The organism is Streptomyces coeruleofuscus (assembly GCF_039532725.1).
GTDB lineage: Bacteria > Actinomycetota > Actinomycetes > Streptomycetales > Streptomycetaceae > Streptomyces > Streptomyces coeruleofuscus.
This window is the reverse complement of record NZ_BAAASE010000008.1, coordinates 389838-405565: the sequence shown is the minus strand read 5'-3', so window position 1 is coordinate 405565 and position 15728 is coordinate 389838. Positions and strand designations below refer to the sequence as shown.

At 71.9% G+C, this 15728-nt stretch carries 15 protein-coding genes; 4 read left to right on the top strand and 11 right to left on the bottom strand.

Annotation, left to right across the window (positions count from 1 at the left end):
- Positions 1-47: 47 nt before the first annotated feature.
- Entirely contained in the window at positions 48-836 is a 789-nt protein-coding gene (locus ABFX81_RS30445; RefSeq protein WP_086841922.1) for a nitrilase-related carbon-nitrogen hydrolase, read from the bottom strand.
- Between the two features lie 308 nt (positions 837-1144).
- Here ABFX81_RS30445 and ABFX81_RS30440 point away from each other — a divergent pair, with 308 nt between their 5' ends.
- Positions 1145-1732, top strand: coding sequence for a Repetin (locus ABFX81_RS30440; RefSeq protein ID WP_086841921.1), 588 nt, complete (start codon positions 1145-1147; stop codon positions 1730-1732).
- On the opposite strand, the gene ABFX81_RS30435 is transcribed toward ABFX81_RS30440, so the two are convergent.
- On the bottom strand, positions 1701-2897 hold the full coding sequence (locus ABFX81_RS30435) for an MFS transporter (RefSeq protein ID WP_086841919.1): 1197 nt from the start codon (positions 2895-2897) through the stop codon (positions 1701-1703). The genes ABFX81_RS30440 and ABFX81_RS30435 overlap by 32 nt on opposite strands.
- A gap of 225 nt (positions 2898-3122) precedes the next feature.
- Here ABFX81_RS30435 and ABFX81_RS30430 point away from each other — a divergent pair, with 225 nt between their 5' ends.
- Entirely contained in the window at positions 3123-3620 is a 498-nt protein-coding gene (locus ABFX81_RS30430; RefSeq protein ID WP_086841917.1) for a hypothetical protein, read from the top strand.
- Here the strand turns inward: ABFX81_RS30430 and ABFX81_RS30425 are convergent.
- The 7 genes from ABFX81_RS30425 to rpe all read right to left on the bottom strand — a co-directional run bounded on the left by ABFX81_RS30425 (position 3617) and on the right by rpe (position 10095).
- Positions 3617-4069: an Lrp/AsnC family transcriptional regulator gene (locus ABFX81_RS30425; RefSeq protein WP_010046396.1), complete on the bottom strand. Its 453-nt coding sequence runs from the start codon at positions 4067-4069 to the stop codon at positions 3617-3619. The two genes, ABFX81_RS30430 and ABFX81_RS30425, sit on opposite strands and share 4 nt — an antisense overlap.
- A 10-nt stretch (positions 4070-4079) precedes the next feature.
- A complete protein-coding gene (locus ABFX81_RS30420) occupies positions 4080-5546 on the bottom strand; it encodes an amino acid transporter (RefSeq protein WP_086841915.1) in 1467 nt (488 codons plus the stop codon).
- A 167-nt stretch (positions 5547-5713) separates the two neighbouring features.
- Positions 5714-6280 (bottom strand): GNAT family N-acetyltransferase, encoded by a 567-nt coding sequence (locus ABFX81_RS30415; RefSeq protein WP_086841912.1) that lies wholly within the window; start codon positions 6278-6280, stop codon positions 5714-5716.
- A gap of 77 nt (positions 6281-6357) precedes the next feature.
- Entirely contained in the window at positions 6358-7800 is a 1443-nt protein-coding gene (locus tag ABFX81_RS30410; RefSeq protein WP_346138939.1) for a GuaB1 family IMP dehydrogenase-related protein, read from the bottom strand.
- Between the two features lie 132 nt (positions 7801-7932).
- Entirely contained in the window at positions 7933-8262 is a 330-nt protein-coding gene (locus ABFX81_RS30405) for a barstar family protein (RefSeq protein ID WP_086841926.1), read from the bottom strand.
- A gap of 24 nt (positions 8263-8286) precedes the next feature.
- Positions 8287-9330, bottom strand: coding sequence for a sugar-binding domain-containing protein (locus tag ABFX81_RS30400; protein WP_086841907.1), 1044 nt, complete (start codon positions 9328-9330; stop codon positions 8287-8289).
- A gap of 78 nt (positions 9331-9408) precedes the next feature.
- Positions 9409-10095, bottom strand: coding sequence for a ribulose-phosphate 3-epimerase (gene rpe / locus ABFX81_RS30395; RefSeq protein ID WP_086841905.1), 687 nt, complete (start codon positions 10093-10095; stop codon positions 9409-9411).
- Positions 10096-10160: 65 nt separating this feature from the next.
- Between rpe and ABFX81_RS30390 the strand changes: the two genes are divergently transcribed.
- Positions 10161-12302: an MMPL family transporter gene (locus ABFX81_RS30390; protein ID WP_346138938.1), complete on the top strand. Its 2142-nt coding sequence runs from the start codon at positions 10161-10163 to the stop codon at positions 12300-12302.
- Here ABFX81_RS30390 and ABFX81_RS30385 read toward each other — a convergent pair.
- Positions 12283-13710 (bottom strand): transcription antitermination factor NusB, encoded by a 1428-nt coding sequence (locus ABFX81_RS30385; protein WP_086841901.1) that lies wholly within the window; start codon positions 13708-13710, stop codon positions 12283-12285. The genes ABFX81_RS30390 and ABFX81_RS30385 overlap by 20 nt on opposite strands.
- Positions 13711-13779: 69 nt before the next feature.
- Entirely contained in the window at positions 13780-14712 is a 933-nt protein-coding gene (gene fmt, locus ABFX81_RS30380; protein ID WP_086841899.1) for a methionyl-tRNA formyltransferase, read from the bottom strand.
- Between the two features lie 363 nt (positions 14713-15075).
- On the opposite strand from fmt, the gene ABFX81_RS30375 reads away from it, so the two are divergent.
- Positions 15076-15621 (top strand): hypothetical protein, encoded by a 546-nt coding sequence (locus ABFX81_RS30375; RefSeq protein WP_346138937.1) that lies wholly within the window; start codon positions 15076-15078, stop codon positions 15619-15621.
- Positions 15622-15728 lie beyond the last annotated feature (107 nt).

Genomic DNA, 15728 nt, shown 5'->3' with positions numbered 1-15728 from the left:
GGGGTACGGACTCCTTGCAGAAGAAACAGACAGGTGCGGGGGGGAGGTCAGACGAGCGGCCCGTAGAGGCCCGGGCGCCGGTCCCGCAGATACGGGTTGGCCTCGCGGGACGCGGCGAGGAAGGCGGGGTCGACGTCGGCGAGGACGAGTTCCTCGGCGCGCCCGGCCCGGGTGCGGGCGACCCCGTCGGGCCCGGCGAGCGTGGACAGCCCCACGAACTCGAACTCGCCCTCCCGGCCGACCCGGTTGACGTACGCGACGTACATCTGGTTCTCGAAGGCCCGCACCGGGATCATCGACTCGGCGACGAACTGGAACGGGTGCATCTGCGCGGTCGGGACGACCAGCAGGTCGGTGCCGGCGAGGGCGTGGGCGCGCACGTTCTCCGGGAACTCGACGTCGTAGCAGATCAGGATCCCGACGCGCAGACCGTCGAGCTCCGCCTGGACGACCGGCTGGTTGCCGGCGGTGAAGTGGTCGCGCTCGAAGCAGCCGAAGAGGTGGGTCTTGCGGTAGTTGGCGAGACGCGTGCCGTCGGCGGAGATCAGCTGGGCGGAGTTGAACACGGTGTCGCCGGCCCGCTCGGGGTAGCCGTAGGCGATCGCCAGTCCGTGCCTGGTCGCGGTCTCGGCGATGGCGTCCGCGCAGTCGCCGTCGGCGGGCTCGGCGAGCCGGGCGATGTCGTCGCCGATCGCGTACCCGGTCAGGAACATCTCCGGCGCGGCCAGCAGCCCGGCGCCCGCGGCGGCGGCCCGGCCCGCGGCCTCGTCGAGGACCTTGAGGTTCTCGACGGTGGAGCCGGGCCGGCCGGAGCTCTGGAGCAGGGCGGTGCGCATGCGTGTTCCTCACCGGTACGCGGGGGTTTCGGGGGGCCTGATAGACGGTACGGTCGGCGGCTCCGGCCGGACAAGGAGCAGCCGTTGCGCATCCGTGAGCGGATCATTGCGTTCGCCGCCGGGTCCGCGGCGATTCGTTGCGGCACCTCCGGTCGTACGTCCGGTCCGCCCGTGGGCGCAGGCCCGGGCGGATTTCCCCGCCGGGCGGCGGAGGCGGGGTCCCGTCCCCGGTGCGATGTGGCGCGGGCGTTGCGCCGGGACAGTGGTGACCGTCCAGTTGACGTGCTTCACCTGCGGAAAGGACCGCCATGAACCGCCGTACGAGGGCCGCCTTACTCGGCTCCGCGCTGCTGCTCACCGTCGCCGCCGCGGCCGGCTCCGCCGGAGCCTCCGCATCCGACGAGAGCAAGCGCCAGGCCGTTCCCGCCGGAGTGTCCGCCCCCGGCGAGAGCGAGCGTGAGGCCGCCGCGCTCACCGGCAAGGCCAAGCTGTACCGGTCGGCCGGGGACGACATCACGTTCTCGTTCGACGCGCATCTGGCCGCGAAGGACAAGGCCGACCCGATGAAGGCGACCGGCACCTTCGAGTTCAGCCACTACCTGAACGGCGAGGGCGCCCGGGCGAAGGCCGAGGTCGACTGCCTGCTGACCGGCGGGAAGGTGGCCGTCGTCTCCGGCGTGATCACCGACTCCGACCTGCCGGGCGCCGAGGGCAAGCGGGTCGGGATCACCGTCCACGATGTCGGCCGGCACGACCGTCTCGGCTACAGCTGGGCGTCCACGGGCAGCCCCGTCGAGACGAAGGAGCTGCCCAAGTGCGTGGGCTCCGCCCCCTTCGAGAAGGTCAGGAAGGGGACGGGCGACTTCACGGTCGTGCCTTGGCGGCCCGAACTCTAGCCAGCGCCAGCGCCGTCACCAGATAGGGGATCGCCAGCACCGCGAAGACGGTGCTGTGCGCCATGTCCGTGCCGAGCAGCGCGTACACGCCGAACGTGGCGACCGTCGCCAGCTCGGTGCCCAGGCTCGCCACGGAGGTGAGCGTGGCCCGGCGGGACTCGTCGATGCGGTGCTGGAGGCGGGCGTCGGCCAGCACCTCCACGAGCTGGAACCCGGCGAAGGCGAGGCTCACGAGAGCGATGCCGGCCAGTGAGCGGGCCGCGGCTCCCACGGCCAGGGCGAGTGCGGCGCCCGCGAGCAGCGCGGCGAGACCGGCCGGGCCGAGGCGTTCGGCCGGTCCGGTCAGGAGGCTGCCGACGGTGACGCCCGCCCAGATCAGCATGATCAGGTAGGGCACCGTCGCTTCGGCGACGCCGATGTCCCGGACCAGCAGCGGGGTGTACTCGTCGAGCGCGCCCCACACCGCGGCCACGGCCGGGATCAACAGCAGGGCGCCGCGCACGGAACGGTCCCCGCGGACCTCGGCGAGCCCGGTCCGCAGGGTCGTCGCCCAGCTGTCGCCGGCGTCGTCCGGCCGCACCCGGTGCTCGGGGAACCTCGTCGCGGTGACGGCGGTCAGCACACAGGCCAGGAAGCTCGCGGCACCGACCGCCGCGTAACCGCCCTGGGCGAAGACGGGCCCCGCGAGGCCGAGGGAGGCCACGGTGCCCACCAGCCGCGCGGCCCGGGCCCGGCCCATGACCCGCGCGTACCGGCCCGCCGCGCCGAGCCGGTCCAGCTCGTCGTACACCAGCGCCTCCAGCGCACCGGAGCCGAGCGCCCCGCCCGCGCCCCACAGGACGAAGCCGGCCGCGAAGGCCCAGTACGACGGCACGATCACCCACAGCGCGAAGCCGGCGGCGGTGAGCAGCGGGCCGATCCACAGCAGCCTCCGGCGCGACATGGCGTCGGCCCAGGCCCCGGAGGGCACTTCCAGCACCACCGAGGTGATCGACCACAGGGCGAACAGGGAGGAGATCTGCCAGAGCGACATGCCGGTGTCGGCGAACAGCAGCGCGTACACCGGGTAGAGCAGGACGAAGTCGTCGAGGAACGCGTAGCCGTACAGCGTGGTCGTCAGCCGCCGGACACCGGTGGCGGGCACGCGTGCAGGTGAGAGTGTCATGAGGCCTTCCCGAAAGGACGGATCGGATGCCGGAGGTACGGCGTCCGAGGCGGCCCTCGGGAGGCGCGGCTGGTGGATCAATGTCGCCAGGTCATGACACCGATGTTAGGCGGGCCGGGGCCCGGAGCACAGCGAGAATCCACAGAGGGCCGTCCTCCTCACGGCCAGGCGCGCGAGACTTGGCTGGGCAAGCCGAACCCCACCGGTCGGGTGAAGGGGGTCTTCATGGACACCGCCGCACTGCTCTCCCTCCCGTACGTCGACGAGCACACGACGGTCGTCGCGGCGGACGCAGAGGTCGTGTGGGACGCGCTCGGTGAGGTTCTGGAACGCTCTTTCGGGGGTGGCCGAGCGGCCGCGTACGCACGCCTCGTCGGCTGCGCCGACCGCACGGCCTCCGGTCCCCGTCCCTTGGCGGAGGGCTCGGCGTTTCCCGGTTTCCGGGTGGCTTCCGCGGTTCCGGGTGTGGAGCTGGTCCTGATCGGGCGTCATCACTTCTCGACGTACGCCCTGCTCTTCCAGCTGGACGAGGCAGGCCCGGGACGCACCCTGCTGCGTGCCGAGACCCGGGCGAGGTTCTCCGGCCCGGCCGGCGCCCTCTACGGTCGTCTCCTCATGACCACGGGCGGACACGCGCTCGGCGTTCGCCGCCTGCTGACGGCGGTGCGCAGGGTCGGCGACACCGACACCGACACCGCCGACACGCGCCGGCGGGAAGGCTAGGTCGGCGAGCCCGACGAGAAGCGCCGCAGCAGCGGCGACAGCACGAGCACGGACTTGGTCCGCTCGACGAACGGCTCCCCGGCGATCCGCTCCAGGACCCGTTCGAAGTGCCGCATGTCGGAGGCGAACACCTGGGCGATCGCGTCCGCGTCCCCGGTGACGGTGGACGCGGCCACGACCTCCTGGTAGCGCTCCAGGCCCCGCTGGATGGTCTCCGGGGAGGTGTTGCCCCGGCAGTAGATCTCGACGAACCCCTCGGTCTGCCAGCCGAGGGCGCCCGGGTCCACCCGTACGGTGAAGCCGGTGATGGCTCCGGTGGCCCGCAGCCTGTCCACGCGCCGTTTCACGGCGGGCGCGGACAGGCCGACGATGTGGCCGATGTCGGCGTAGGAGCGGCGGGCGTCCTCGGCGAGGGCGTGCACGATGCGTTCGTCGAGATCGTTCAGCACAGTGGGTCGGTCACTTTTCGGATGGTGCGAGTCGGGAACGGCGATAGCCGTACACGAAGTAGAACACGAGCCCGGCGGCCATCCAGACACCGAAGACGACCCAGGTCACGGTCGGCAGGCTGCGCATCATCCAGACGCAGAAGGCGAAGCCCAGTGCGGGCAGGAGCGGGGAGAGCGGCACCCGGAAGGTGCGGGGCATGTCCGGCCGGGTCCGGCGCAGCACCACGACGGCCACGTTGACCAGCGCGAAGGCGAACAGGGTGCCGATGCTGGTGGCGTCAGCGAGCTGCCCGAGCGGGATCGCGGCGGCCAGCACACCGCAGAACAGGGAGACGATGAGGGTGTTGGCGCGGGGCGTGCCGGTCTTCGGGTGGACCTTGGCGAACACCTTCGGCACGAGGCCGTCGCGGGACATGGCGAACAGGATGCGGGTCTGGCCGTAGAGCACGGTCAGCACCACGCTCGCGATGGCGATGACGGCGCAGAAGGCCAACAGCGTGCCCCAGAAGGTCTGCCCGGTGACCTCGCGCATGATCTGGGCGAGGGCGGCCTCGGAGTCGGTGAAGTTCTCCCAGGGCTTGGCGCCGACCGCGACGGCGGCCACGAGGACGTACAGCGCCGTGACGATGACCAGTGACAGCATGATCGCCCGCGGCAGGTCGCGCTGGGCGTTCTTCGCCTCCTCGCCGGCGGTGGAGGCGGCGTCGAAGCCGATGTAGGAGAAGAACAGCGTGGCACCGGCGGCGCTGACACCGGCCATGCCGAGCGGCATGAAGTTCTCGTAGTTGCCGGAGCGGAAGCCCTGGACGCCGATGGCGCAGAACATCACCAGCGCGGCGATCTTCACGATGACCATGACGGTGTTGGCGCGGGCGGACTCGCGGGCGCCGCCCAGCAGGAACGCCATCGCGAGCATGACGACGATCAGCGCGGGCAGGTTGAACACTCCACCGTCGCCGGGCGGCGCGGACAGGGCGGCCGGGATGGTGACGCCGACGGTCCCGTCGAGCAGTTCGTTGAGGTACTCGCCCCAGCCGACGGCGACGGCGGCGACCGACACGCCGTACTCCAGGACCAGGCACCAGCCGCAGATCCAGGCGATCAGCTCACCCATCGTTGCGTACGCATACGAGTACGAGGAGCCGGAGACCGGGATGGTGCCCGCCAGCTCGGCGTAGGACAGGGCCGAGAACAGGGCGGTCAGGCCGGCTATGACGAAGGAGAGCGTGACGGCCGGGCCCGCCTTGGGGACGGCCTCGCCGAGCACGACGAAGATGCCGGTGCCGAGGGTGGCACCGATGCTGATCATGGTGAGCTGCCACAGCCCGAGGGTGCGCCGCAGCGAGCCTCCCTCGCCGTGGCCACCCTCCGCGACCAGGTTCTCCACCGGCTTGCGACGCATGAGGCGCGCGCCGACGCCCGGGGACGGCGGGGCGGTCTGACTACTGCTGTGCGGGGGTGCGCCTTGGTCGAGCACGCGCTGACTCCTTCGTCACTGCCGGTCTCGGGTGGCAGGGACGGCAGCGCCCCGCCCGACAGCCGGGACCCACCGAGCGGGGTCCCCGCCACGCCACGTACGAGGCGACAGCCTACGAGCAGGGACGTTGCCCGTGTAATGCAGCAACCTTGCGCGTGCCCGCAAGATCATTGCGTTCCTCGTGACTGGCCGGAGGTTCGTTGCACGGATGCGTTCGTCCGTTGCACAAGACTTGTCCGGACCAGCTCTTTCACCAGAAACGTGAGCTCCTCGACACACTCGTGCGTGACGCCGTCGTGGTCCTCGTAGGACCAGCGGCCGACGTACGGGGTGAGGGGCCGGTAGCCGAGCCGGGCGTAGAGGGCCGCGGCCCGCGGGTTGTCGTCGGCGACGCCGAGGCCGATGGCGGTGCGGCCCCGCTCCCGGGCGCGTTCCTCGGCGGCCCGGACCAGGGCGCTGCCGATGCCGCGCGAGCGCAGCGTCTCGGGCCACACGGAAAGCGCGTTGATCTCCGGGCAGCCGGGCCGTGCCGCTTGTACGGTCGCGTCGTCGCAGCCGCCCCAGCGCAGCTCCGTGTGCCCCACGGGCCGTCCGTCGAGCCAGGCGACGAGATACGTGCTCCGGCCCCGCTCCTGGCGCTCGAAGCGGCGCGCGTGGAAGGAGGTGGCACCCGGGGAACCGATGTACTGGTCGAGCACCGCCACATCGGCGGCCCGGCAGACTGTGATCTCCATGGCGTACGACGGTAGGGCGTCCGTACGCACCAGGCCCCCGGTTTTTCATCGGGGGCCTGGACGAAGCGTGCGGGCGGTCAGATCCAGCTGGCGTGCAGCGGCTTGCCCTCGGCGTAGCCGGCGGCGCTCTGTATGCCGACGATGGCCTTCTCGGCGAACTCCTCCAGGGAGCCGGCGCCGGCGTACGTGCAGGAGGAGCGGACGCCCGCGATGATCGAGTCGATCAGGTCCTCGACGCCGGGGCGGGCCGGGTCGAGGAACATGCGGGACGTGGAGATGCCCTCCTCGAACAGCGCCTTGCGGGCCCGGTCGTACGCCGACTCCTCCGAGGTGCGGTTGCGCACGGCCCGGGCGGAGGCCATGCCGAAGGACTCCTTGTAGGCACGCCCCTGGGCGTCGTGCTGGAGGTCGCCCGGGGACTCGTAGGTGCCCGCGAACCAGGAACCGACCATCACGTTGGACGCGCCGGCGGCGAGCGCCATGGCCACGTCGCGCGGGTGGCGGATGCCGCCGTCGGCCCACACGTGCTTGCCGTACTTCTTCGCCTCGGCGGCGCACTCCAGGACGGCGGAGAACTGCGGCCGGCCGACGCCGGTCATCATGCGCGTGGTGCACATGGCGCCGGGTCCGACACCGACCTTGACGATGTCCGCGCCCGCTTCGATGAGGTCGCGCACGCCCGCGGCGGCCACGACGTTGCCTGCGACGATCGGCACCTGCGGGTCGAGGTCGCGCACCAGCTTCAGGGCGCTGATCATCGACTCCTGGTGGCCGTGCGCGGTGTCGATGACGAGCGTGTCGACGCCCGCGTCCAGCAGCTGCTTGGCCTTGCCCGCGACGTCGCCGTTGATGCCGACGGCGGCGGCGATGCGCAGCCGCCCCCGCGCGTCCGTGGCCGGCGTGTAGAGCGTGGCGCGCAGGGCGCCCTTGCGGGTGAGGATGCCGGCGAGCGTGCCGTCCTTGTTGACCGCGGGGGCGTAGCGGCGGTTGGCGTGGTCCAGGGTGTCGAAGGCCTCGCCCGGGTCCATGTCCGCGTCGATGAGCAGCAGGTCCCGGGACATGACCTCGGCCAGCTGCGTGAAGCGGTCCACGCCGGACAGGTCGGATTCGGTGACCACGCCGACCGGCCGGTGGTCGTCGTCGACGACGACCCCGGCGTTGTGCGCGCGCTTGGGCAGCAGGGACAGCGCGTCCGCGACGGTCTGGTGGGGCGCCAGCATGATCGGGGTGTCCAGGACCAGGTGCCGGCTCTTCACCCAGGAGACGACGTCGGTGACCACGTCGATCGGGATGTCCTGCGGTATGACGACGAGGCCGCCGCGCCGGGCCACGGTCTCGGCCATGCGCCGCCCGGCGATGGCGGTCATGTTGGCGACGACGAGCGGGATGGTGGTGCCCGTGCCGTCCGGGGAGCTGAGGTCGACGGCCTGCCGCGAGCCCACCGAGGAGCGGCTCGGCACCATGAAGACGTCGTCGTACGTCAGGTCGTACCCGGGCTGGATGTCATTGAGGAAACGCACGTGCTGCACATCCCAGTCGATCAGAGGTGACCCCCCGACCGGCCGGCCAGGGGGAAAGAGCACGTACTTCATTGTCCCATGCCGGATGTGCGCACGTCCCCCAGCGGATCATCCAGGCTGGTCAGGGGCGCCTTAGGAGGATGCTCCAAGCCCCAGGGTGACGAAGAGACCCGGCCCCCGGTCCGTCGCCTCCGCGAAGATCTCCTCCGCGACCTGCCACTCCTCGGGCCGCTTCTCGGCGTACCCCCGCCAGCCCCGGACGACGACCAGCAGCCCCCGCTCCACGGCTCCCTCGGGCCACAGGGCGGGGTCGGCCAGGCAGTCGGCCAGGGCGTCCCAGTTGCGGCCGAACCACTCGGGCAGGGAGAGGTCACGGGCGCAGCGGTCCATGAGTCCCGCCTTGTCCGTGACCCCCTCGAGGTCCAGCACGAGCACGATCCGGCCGGCCGGATCGTCCGGCACCTCCCGCGCCTCCCTGGCCATGCGTCAGACTCCGTCCGGGTCGGTCCTGTTGAGCGCTGACTTCGGTGCCGGGCCCGCCGTGATCAGATAGTCCGCGGCCGACGTGTCCGTCACCAGGCTGGTGACGAGCCCGGACCGCAGCACCGCGTCGATCGCGGGCCCCTTGCGCTGTCCGCCGGCGATCGCGACGACCTCGGGGATACGGCGGAGCTGGTCGGCCTTGACCGTGATGCACCGCTCGCCCAGGTCGCGGCCGACCCTCCGGCCCTCGGCGTCGAAGAGGTGCGCGGACATCTCGGCGGCGACACCGAGGGAGGCGTAGTGCGCGCGCTCCTCGTCGCTGAGCATGTCGTGCACCGTGGAGATGCCGGGCTCCCAGGAGCCGATGGAGACGCAGGCGACGGTCACCTTGTCGAAGTGCTCGAAGGCGCGGGCGATCCCCGTCTGGTTGCGCAGCGCCGTGGCCGTGGCCGCGTCGGGCAGCAGCATCGGCGCGTAGATGGGGTGCGCGTCACCGCCGGACACCTGGGCGGCACGGCGTACCGCCTCGACCGAGCCGCGCTCGGCGGTCCCGGCGTCGTACACGCCCGTCAGCTGCACCACCGTGCACGGGGGCAGCCGGTCGAGCGCCGCCGCCATGTGGATGGTGGAGCGGCCCCAGGCCAGGCCCAGCACATCACCTTCGTTGACCAGTTCGCCGAGCAGGTCGGCGGCCACCTCTCCGAGGTTCTCGGGGTCGGGCGACTCCTCGGCGTCGGCCGGGGACTCGACCACGACAGCGTGCCTGAGGCCGTAGCGGGCGCGGAGCGCGTCCGAGCGCTCCGCGTCCAGCTCCGCAGGCACACGGATCTCGATACGTACGAGATCCCGTTCGAGGGCGGTCTCCAGGACCCGGGCCACCTTGAAGCGGCTGACGCCGAACTCCTCCGCGATCTGGATCTTGGACTTCCCCTCGAGGTAGAAGCGGCGGGCCATGGCCGCCGCCTGCACCAGCTCAGCGGGTCCCATCCGCATGGCTGACCGGCCCGCCGACATACCCGACACGGCGATCTCCTCACTGCTGTTCACACTCTGGATTCGCCGTTCATCCTTGCAGATCCGGCGCGGATGATCAGCCCTGATGAGAGCCGTTCACTTTGCTGTGGCTCAGTGGTCGCAGGCCCAGGAGGCCTTGGCCGTGCTCGCCTCCGCCTGCGTGCGTAGTGCACGTACCGCCTCTGCCGGGTCGTTTGCCCCGTAGACCGCCGATCCGGCCACGAAGACGTCGGCTCCGGCGTCCGCGCACCGCTCGATAGTGGAGGCGGAGACTCCGCCGTCGACCTGGAGCCAGAGCTCCAGACCGTGCTTGCTGATCAACTCGCGGGTGCGGCGAATCTTAGGAAGCATGATGTCGAGGAAGGCCTGTCCCCCGAAGCCCGGTTCGACCGTCATGATCAGCAGCATGTCGAGCTCGGGGAGCAGGTCCTCGTACGGCTCGATGGGGGTCGCGGGCTTCAGCGCCATGGAGGCGCGGGCGCCCTTGGCGCGGATCTCCCGGGCGAGCCGGACCGGGGCGGCGGCCGCCTCGACATGGAAGGTGACGGAACCGGCCCCCGCTTCGACGTACTGGGGCGCCCACCGATCGGGGGCCTCGATCATCAGATGGCAGTCCAGAGGAGTGTCCGTCGCGCGGGCGAGCGACTCTACGACCGGCACACCGAGCGTGAGGTTCGGGACGAAATGGTTGTCCATGACATCGACGTGGAGCCAGTCGGCTCCCTCCACGGCCTTCGCCTCGTCCGCGAGGCGGGCGAAGTCGGCGGAGAGGATGCTGGGGTTGATCTGCGCGGCCATGTCCTAAGACTGCCATGCCCTCCAGGGGTTGTGGGCATCGGTCCCGGGTCGCACAGGGGGTTGCCATGAAACAGGGCGTCGCACACCTCGTCTGTGGGCGGCGGGCCAAGTGGCTGGTGCTGGTGCTGTGGGTGGTGGTGCTCTTCGTCGCCGCGCCGTTCGCCATGAAGCTCACCGACGCGCAGGACAACGACGCGTCGTCCTGGTTGCCGGGGTCCGCGGAGTCGACGCAGGTGCTGGAGATCTCCGAGGACTTCCGGCCGGAGCAGATCCCGGCGGTCGTGATCTACGCCCGGGACGGCGGGCTGACGGCCCAGGACCGGACGGAGATCGCCGAGGACGTGCGGCAGCTCAAGGAGCTGCGTGACCACGGCATCCGGGGCGCGGAGACCCGGGGGCCGGTCTTCGACCGGCCGGACGATCCGCGGGCGGCGCAGGTCTTCGTGCCGATCACGATGGACGAGGAGGGCTGGGAGCGGATCTCGCCCGCCGTCGACTCCATCCGGGACGACGTCGGCGAGGGCGGCGGCGGGCTGGCCGTGCACATCACCGGCCCGGGCGGCACGTCGGCGGACTTCGCTGAGGCCTTCGAGGGCATCGACTCGACGCTGCTGTTCTCGGCGATGGTCGTCGTCATCGTCATGCTGCTCATCACGTACCGCAGCCTGACCCTGCTGCTGATCCCCCTGGTCTCGGTGGTCTGCGCGCTGTTCGCCTCCCAGGCGCTGATCTACCTGCTGGCCGAGCACGCGGGCCTGACGGTCAACGGCCAGAGCGCGGGCATCCTCACGGTGCTGGTCTTCGGCGCGGGGACGGACTACGCCCTGTTGCTGGTCGCCCGCTACCGGGAGGAGCTGCGCCGGCACGAGGACCGGCACGAGGCGATGGCCCTGGCGCTGCACCGCGCGGGCCCCGCGGTGCTCGCCTCCGGCGCGACGGTCGTGCTGAGCATGCTGGTGCTGCTGGCCGCCGAGATGAACTCCACCAGCGGCCTGGGCCCGGTGGCCGCGATCGGCGTCGCGGTCGCCCTGCTGGCGATGATGAGCCTCTTCCCCGCGCTGCTGGTGATCTTCGGCCGGTGGGTCTTCTGGCCGGTGATCCCGCATTACGGCACGCCCGACCCGACCGAGCGCGGCATCTGGGCGCGCATGGGCCGCCGTATCGCCCGCCGCCCGCGCACGACCTGGGCCGCCACGGCACTGGCCCTGGCGGTCTGTTCGCTGGGCCTGATCCAGCTGCGCGCGGAAGGCATCAGCAACGCGGACGCGTTCACAGGAAAACCGGACTCGATCGTCGGCCAGGAGGTTTCCGCACGTTACTTCCCGGCCGGGAGCGGCAGTCCGCTCGTCATCGTCAGCAACCAGGCGCAGGCCGAGCAGGTGGGTCGCGCGGTCGCCGCCACGCCGGGCGTGGTCCCGGAGTCGCTGGGCCTGCCACCGGGCACGAAACCGTCCTTCCAGGGCATGGTCCTCTTCGAGGCCACGATGAGCACCCCGGCCGACAGTGACGCAGCGAAACAGACCGTGGAGCGGGTACGGGACGCCGTCCATGCGGTACCGGACGCCGATGCCAAAGTGGGCGGCGGTACGGCGGGCCTCGTGGACATGGACAAGGCGATCACCCACGACAACATCCTGATCATCCCGCTGGTGCTGGTGGTCGTCCTGCTGATCCTTTGCGCCCTGCTGCGCGCCCTGATCGCCCCGCTGCTGCTGATCGGGACGGTGATCCTGTCGTTCGCGGCGGCGCTCGGCATCAGCGCGCTCGCGTTCCGGTACGTCTTCGACTACGCGGGCGAGGCGACCGACTTCCCGCTGTTCGTCTTCGTCTTCCTGGTCGCCCTGGGCATCGACTACAACATCTTCCTCACCACGCGCATCCGCGAGGAGGCGGGCCGCCAGGGCACCAGACCTGGCGTGGTCACCGGGCTCGCCACCACCGGAGCGGTCATCACCTCCGCCGGCCTGGTCCTGGCCGGCACCTTCGCCGCCCTCGGCACCCTCCCGATGGTCGCCTTCGCCGAGATCGGCTTCGCGGTCGCCCTCGGCGTCCTCATCGACACGTTCATCGTGCGCTCGGTCCTGGTGACGTCTCTGTTCCTGGACGTGGGCCCGAAGGTGTGGTGGCCGCACCGGCTGGCCAGGGAGGACGGCGGTGCGGCGGCCCGGGAGAGCGTCGGAGCGGGGATCAGCCGGTCCGGCGAATGAGGGCCAGGTACATCGCGTCGGTCCCGTGCAGATGCGGCCACAGCTGCACGTCGGGCCCTTCGCCGAGGTCCGGTAGGCCGGGCAGCAGCGGCCGGGCGTCGAGGAGCTCGGTGTCCGGATGCTGCTTGAGGACATCGGCGACCACGGCCCTGGTCTCGGCGAGGTGCGGCGAACAGGTCGCGTAGCCGACGACACCGCCGACCCGCACCGACTCCAGGGCGGTGCGCAGCAGGCCGCGCTGCAACGGCGCGAACCCCTCCAGGTCCTCCGGCCGGCGCCGCCAGCGTGCCTCGGGGCGGCGCCGCAGGGCACCGAGCCCGGTGCACGGCACGTCGACCAGCACGCGGTCGAAACTGCCGGGCCGCCACGCCGGACGCGTCCCGTCCGCGGCGATCACCTGGTACGGCCCGGGGTTCCCCTCCAGCGCCCTGGCCACGAGCCCGGCGCGGTGGGTCTGCTTCTCGGAGGCGACGAGCAGCGCGCCCCGCTGGGCCGCGAGGGCGCCGAGCAGCGCGGCCTTGCCTCCGGGTCCCGCGCACCCGTCCAGCCACCGCCGGTCGGGCCCGTCCAGCGGCGCGTTGGCGAGGGCGAGCGCCACCAGCTGGCTGCCCTCGTCCTGCACGCCCGCACGCCCGTCCCGCACGGCCGCGACGGCGCCCGGCTCGCCGCCCTCGGTCAGCCGCACGGCATACGGCGACCAGTGCCCCGGCACGGCGGCGTCCTCTTCGAGCAGCTCTTCGGCGGTGGCCCGGCCGGGCCGCGCCACCAGGGTCACCTCGGGCCGCTCGTTGTCGGCGCGCAGCAGGTCCTCGATGCCGGCGCGACCGCCGCCGAGGGAGTCCCACAGCGCCGACACGACCCACCGCGGATGCGAGTGGACGACGGCGAGATGGTCCTCGGGGTCCGCGTCATAGGGCGGCGCGACCCGCTCCAGCCAGCCGTCCAGATCGTGCTGCGCGACCTTCCGCAGCACGGCGTTGACGAACTTGGCCCGCCCGTCGCCGAGCACGACCCGCGCGAGCTCCACGGTGGCGGACACGGCCGCGTGCGTCGGGATCCGCGTCCCGAGCAGCTGATGCGCGCCGAGGCTCAGCACGTCCAGCACCGGCGGGTCGACCTCCCGCAGCGGCCGGTCCACGCAGGCCGAGAGGACCGCGTCGTACGTCCCCTGCCGCCGCAGCGTCCCGTACACCAGCTCGGTGGCGAGCGCCGCGTCCCGGGTGTCGAACGTCTCGGGCCCCTCCTTCTCCCGCGCCTTGCGCAACAGCGGCGGCAGAACGAGGTTGGCGTAGGCGTCCCGCTCGTCCACGGCCCTCAGCGCCTCGAAGGCGAGGATGCGGACGGGGTCCTTCTTGGGCCGGCGGTAGGGCTTGCCTGACGTACGGGGCCGACGGGGCTGGTCGCTCACGAAAAAGGTGCTCCGGGTGTGAGAAGAAGTGCGCCGTCCAGCCTACGCCGCCCCGGACGTGTCGCCGCGTCAGCCCCCGAGCCGCTCGCCGTCGGCGATCCGCACCCCGCGTGCCCAGTCCGCCGCCCGCATCGGCTTCTTGCCCTGGGCCTGCACCCAGGCCAGCTCGACGGCGTACGAGCCGCTGCCGACGTACACGTTGTTCTTCCCGGCGGAGATCTGTCCCGGGGCGAGATCCGTCCGGTCCGGCACGGGGGTGACCTGGATGAGCTTGAGCCGCTCACCGCGGAACACGGTCCAGGCGCCGGGAGCCGGAGTGCAGCCCCGCACCATCCGGTCGACGCGCAGCGCGGGAGCGGTCCAGTCGATACGGGCGTCCTCGACATTGACCTTCGGGGCCAGGCTGACGCCCTCGGCCGGCTGCGGTACGGCCTTCAGTGTGCCGTCCTCGATCCCGTCCATGGTCGCCGCGAGCAGACCGGCACCGGCGAACGCCAGCCGGGTCAGCAGGTCCCCGCTGGTGTCGGTGGGCCGGATCTCCTCGGTGACCGTCCCGTAGACCGGACCGGAGTCGAGCCCCTCCTCGATCAGGAACGTGGAAGCCCCGGTGATCTCGTCCCCGGCCATGATGGCGTGCTGCACGGGCGCGGCACCACGCCAGGCCGGCAGCAGGGAGAAATGCAGATTGACCCAGCCGTGCGCGGGGACGTCCAGGGCGACACGGGGCAGCAGAGCACCGTAGGCGACGACGGGACAGCAGTCCGGCCCGATCTCCCCCAGCCGCTCCAGGAACTCGGGGTCCTTCGGCTTCGCGGGTTTCAGCACCTCGATCCCGGCCTCCTCCGCACGCTCGGCGACGGGCGACGCGACGAGCCTGCGCCCCCGCCCGGCCGGAGCGTCGGGCCGCGTGACGACAGCGGCGACCTCGTGCCGCTCGGAGGCGAGAAGAGCGTCCAGAGCGGGAACGGCGACCTCGGGTGTACCGGCGAAGACGAGCTTCATGGGGTGGTGGGGGCCTCTCGGGCAGGGGGTCGAAGACGGGCAACACCCAAGTCTATGAGCCCTCGAACGGAAAGCCGCCGACGGCGCCCGGCCCTCGCGGGAGACCTCAGCCTCTTGGCCAACTGTCACGGGCGGTGCGCGGGTGGGAGACCGAAGCCGAAGGCCGAAGGCCGAAGCCCGAAGGCCGAAGGCCGAAGCCCGAAGGCCGAGGCGCACGCCCGGCGCAAACGGGCGCACGCATATGCCCCCACGCCCCCACACCGTGACCCGCGGAGCGAATCCGCGTTGGTCAAGACAGAGTTGACCACAACGGGCCGCGATCGCGGCCCATTCCCTTTCAACGCCGGTTCGAGAGGCTTGTTCATGGCCGACCACGCAACCCACGACGCCCAGGCTCGGGCCAGCCTGCACTTGCTGGTGCGGGACATCGAGCGGGTCCGCCGGCAGGTGGACGCACTGCGCACACTCACCGCCCAGTTGGGCAACGTCTACCGCCCGCGCCGCTCCGGCCCCTCCACGGGCTTCGTCGTCTACGGACGCGCCCCCGCCCCGACGGTACGTCTCGCCCAGGAGCTGCGGGACAGTGTCGAGACCCTGGTGACGGCGGCCGTGGACTTCGACCGCTCACTCGGCTTCTCGTGGGACGCGGTGGGATCCGCACTCGGAGTCACCAAACAGGCGGTCCACCGCCGTTACGGCGCGCGCCGTGCCACGCCCCAGCCGGCCGCGGCCGAGGCGGAGCGCACCCCGGAGCCGTCGGGCTCCCGCACGGTCAGTGTGAACACCGGCATCCCCACGGTCCCCACGGTCCCGGCGGCCCGCTCCATGCCCACCCAGCCGACGGCGGGCAGCCCGGCGCTCCGCGACGAGGCCAGGCCGACGGCCTTCCCCGGCCCGCGCAACGGCTGAGCCACCCCAGCCCCCCTCCTTGCACCCCTGCCCTCCCGGAGCGCCTCCGGGAGGGCAGTGACGTCTCCGGACGCTGCCGTCCCGGAGCCCGCGAAAGACACCCCGCC

Coding starts and splice junctions, on each gene's coding strand:
- ABFX81_RS30445 (WP_086841922.1), bottom strand. CDS start 836: ATGCGCACCGCCCTGCTCCAGAGCTCCGGCCGGCCCGGCTCCACCGTC.
- ABFX81_RS30440 (WP_086841921.1), top strand. CDS start 1,145: ATGAACCGCCGTACGAGGGCCGCCTTACTCGGCTCCGCGCTGCTGCTC.
- ABFX81_RS30435 (WP_086841919.1), bottom strand. CDS start 2,897: ATGACACTCTCACCTGCACGCGTGCCCGCCACCGGTGTCCGGCGGCTG.
- ABFX81_RS30430 (WP_086841917.1), top strand. CDS start 3,123: ATGGACACCGCCGCACTGCTCTCCCTCCCGTACGTCGACGAGCACACG.
- ABFX81_RS30415 (WP_086841912.1), bottom strand. CDS start 6,280: ATGGAGATCACAGTCTGCCGGGCCGCCGATGTGGCGGTGCTCGACCAG.
- rpe (WP_086841905.1), bottom strand. CDS start 10,095: ATGGCCGCGCAGATCAACCCCAGCATCCTCTCCGCCGACTTCGCCCGC.
- ABFX81_RS30390 (WP_346138938.1), top strand. CDS start 10,161: ATGAAACAGGGCGTCGCACACCTCGTCTGTGGGCGGCGGGCCAAGTGG.
- fmt (WP_086841899.1), bottom strand. CDS start 14,712: ATGAAGCTCGTCTTCGCCGGTACACCCGAGGTCGCCGTTCCCGCTCTG.
- ABFX81_RS30375 (WP_346138937.1), top strand. CDS start 15,076: ATGGCCGACCACGCAACCCACGACGCCCAGGCTCGGGCCAGCCTGCAC.